Origin of the sequence: Nocardiopsis tropica, assembly GCF_042660575.1 — a bacterium.
GTDB classification, from domain to species: domain Bacteria; phylum Actinomycetota; class Actinomycetes; order Streptosporangiales; family Streptosporangiaceae; genus Nocardiopsis; species Nocardiopsis tropica.
The window spans coordinates 1926-5536 of record NZ_JBHSUF010000048.1 but is presented as its reverse complement, the minus strand read 5'-3'; the positions used below and the strand labels follow the sequence as shown (position 1 = coordinate 5536).

The window sequence follows — 3611 nt, the reverse complement described above, 5'->3', positions numbered from 1 at the left end:
CCCCACAAAAAACCGTGGCAGCGACCTACTCTCCCACCCCACCACAGGGCAGTACCATCAGCGCAAGGAGACTTAACGACCGGGTTCGGAAAGAGACCGGGTGTGACCCTCCAGCAATAACCACCACGGAAACCAACAACCCACCAGACCCACACCCCACACCACAGTGCAAGGGGATCACAGCGAGCCGAAACTCCGTGAAAAGTGTGCGCGAACATCCAATTATCTGCAGCGGACAAGCCCTCGGCCTATTAGTACCGGTCAGCTCCACCCCTCACAGGGCTTCCACACCCGGCCTATCAACCCCGTCGTCTACAGGGAGCCTTACCCTCTCAAAGGAGGCAGGAGACCTCATCTCGAAGCAAGCTTCCCGCTTAGATGCTTTCAGCGGTTATCCCTCCCGAACGTAGCCAACCAGCCATGCCCTTGGCAGGACAACTGGCACACCAGAGGTTCGTCCGTCCCGGTCCTCTCGTACTAGGGACAGCCCTTCTCAAGTCTCCAACGCGCACAGCGGATAGGGACCGAACTGTCTCACGACGTTCTAAACCCAGCTCGCGTGCCGCTTTAATGGGCGAACAGCCCAACCCTTGGGACCAACTCCAGCCCCAGGATGCGACGAGCCGACATCGAGGTGCCAAACCATCCCGTCGATATGGACTCTTGGGGAAGATCAGCCTGTTATCCCCGGGGTACCTTTTAGCCGTTGAGCGACACCGCTTCCACACGCCGGTGCCGGATCACTAGTCCCAGCTTTCGCTCCTGCTCGACACGTCCGTCTCACAGTCAAGCTCCCTTGTGCACTTACACTCAACACCTGATTACCAACCAGGCTGAGGGAACCTTTGGGCGCCTCCGTTACTCTTTGGGAGGCAACCGCCCCAGTTAAACTACCCACCAGACACTGTCCCCGAACCGGATCACGGTCCAAGGTTAGATGCCCGAAACAGTCAGAGTGGTATTTCACCAACGCCTCCACCGCCACTAGCGTGACAGCTTCACCGGCTCCCACCTATCCTACACAAACCATCCCAAACACCAATGTCAAGCTATAGTGAAGGTCCCGGGGTCTTTCCGTCCTGCTGCGCGAAACGAGCATCTTTACTCGTAGTGCAATTTCACCGGGCCCATGGTTGAGACAGTGGGGAAGTCGTTACGCCATTCGTGCAGGTCGGAACTTACCCGACAAGGAATTTCGCTACCTTAGGATGGTTATAGTTACCACCGCCGTTTACTGGCGCTTAGATTCCCAGCTTCGCAGGAGCGAACTCCCACTAACCGGTCCTCTTAACGTTCCAGCACCGGGCAGGCGTCAGTCCGTATACAGCGTCTTACGACTTCGCACGGACCTGTGTTTTTAATAAACAGTCGCTTCCCCCCGCTATCTGCGACCCCACCCAGCTCAGACCGCAAAGGCCATCACCAGACAGGGCTCCCCTTCTCCCGAAGTTACGGGGACAATTTGCCGAGTTCCTTAACCATGGTTCACCCGAACGCCTCGGTATTCTCTACCTGACCACCTGCGTCGGTTTAGGGTACTGGCCACACACGAACTCGCTAGAGGCTTTTCTCGACAGCATGGGATCACTCACTTCACCGAAAACGGCTCGGCATCACGTCTCAGCCTCAACAGGGGGCGGATTTGCCAACCCCCCAGCCTACACGCTTACCCCCGGACAACCACCGCCGGGTAGAGCTACCCTCCTGCGTCACCCCATCACTTACCTACTACAAGCTCGGATCCCAGACCGGTCCAGAGGCAGTTCCCGAAGGAACCACCAAGAACCAGCGTGGTTAGCATCACCTGATTCGATACTGGGCGCTCGTGCACGGGTACGGGAATATCAACCCGTTATCCATCGACTACGCCTGTCGGCCTCGCCTTAGGTCCAGACTCACCCTGGGCGGATTAACCTGCCCCAGGAACCCTTAGTCAATCGGCGGCAACGTTTCTCACGTTGCTTTCGCTACTCATGCCTGCATTCTCACTCGCACACCCTCCACCACACGATCACTCGGCAGCTTCACCGGATGCACGACGCTCCCCTACCACACCAACACAAGGTTGGCATCCACAGCTTCGGCGGTGTGCTTAAGCCCCGCTACATTATCGGCGCAGAACCACTTGACCAGTGAGCTATTACGCACTCTTTAAAGGATGGCTGCTTCTAAGCCAACCTCCTGGTTGTCTCAGCAACTCCACAACCTTTCCCACTTAGCACACGCTTAGGGGCCTTAGCTGATGATCTGGGCTGTTTCCCTCTCGACTACGAAGCTTATCCCCCGCAGTCTCACTGCCGCGCTTCACTTAACCGGCATTCGGAGTTTGTCTGACGTCAGTAACCTTGTAGGGCCCATCAGCCAAACAGTAGCTCTACCTCCAGCAAGAAACACGCGACGCTGCACCTAAATGCATTTCGGGGAGAACCAGCTATCACGGAGTTTGATTGGCCTTTCACCCCTACCCACACCTCATCCCCCAGGTTTTCAACCCTGGTGGGTTCGGGCCTCCACGAGGTCTTACCCCCGCTTCACCCTGGACATGGGTAGATCACTCCGCTTCGGGTCCACAGCATGCGACTCAAACGCCCTATTCAGACTCGGTTTCCCTACGGCTACCCCACCCGGGTTAACCTCGCCACACACCATGACTCGCAGGCTCATTCTTCAAAAGGCACGCCATCACCAAAGACAAGCTTCAGCTCTGACGGCTTGACAGCACACGGTTTCAGGTACTATTTCACGACCCCTCACCGGGGCACTTTTCACCTTTCCCTCACGGTACTAGTGCACTATCGGTCATCAGGACGTATTTTGGCTTAGCAGGTGGTCCTGCCAGATTCACACGGAATTTCTCGGGCTCCGCGCTACTCGGGAGAACACCAACGCCTAGACTCTTCCTTCACCTACGGGACTCTCACCCACTACGGTTCCGCTTCCCAACGGATTCAGCTAAAAGAATCACTCAGCGCTCCACGTCGGCAGACCTGGAAAGGTGCATCCCACAACCCCGCACACGCAACGACTGCCGTCTATCACACGCGCACGGTTTAGCCTCTTCCCCGTTCGCTCACCACTACTAGGGGAATCACTGTTGTTTACTCTTCCTACGGGTACTGAGATGTTTCACTTCCCCGCGTCACCACCAACTACCCTATACATTCAGGTAGCGGCAACCCGACACAACTCGGGCTAGGTTTCCCCATTCGGACACCCACGGATCAAAGCTCGGTTGACAGCTCCCCGTGGCCTATCGCGGCCTCCCGCGTCCTTCATCGGCGCCTGATGCCAAGGCATCCACCGTGTGCCACTATCACTTGGCCACTACAGATAACAAGATGCTCGCGCACACTATTCACAAGTCAAAACACCAACCGCACACCCTCGCACCACATCCCCCACCACCGGCCGGCACACTCACGTGCACCCACCCGCAACGAAGAAGAGTTCCTCGGGGCGGTCCGCGGGAAACAAACCGACCACCCGCCCCCACAAGGAGAGCCAGATGGTCGAGGTTGCTTCCTCAGACACCCAACAGCGCGCCCCCCGACGCTTCTAGTCGCCGGAGGCAAAGCCTGATTCCCTTACAGCCACTCCCGATCAGCAGGCCC

The 3611-nt window shown here is 57.4% G+C and carries 2 rRNA genes; both read right to left on the bottom strand.

The window, feature by feature from the left end:
* Positions 1 to 12: 12 nt before the first annotated feature.
* Positions 13 to 128, bottom strand: a 5S ribosomal RNA gene (rrf, locus tag ACFQBR_RS33420).
* Between the two features lie 102 nt (positions 129 to 230).
* Positions 231 to 3324: ribosomal RNA gene (locus ACFQBR_RS33415) — 23S ribosomal RNA — on the bottom strand.
* Positions 3325 to 3611 lie beyond the last annotated feature (287 nt).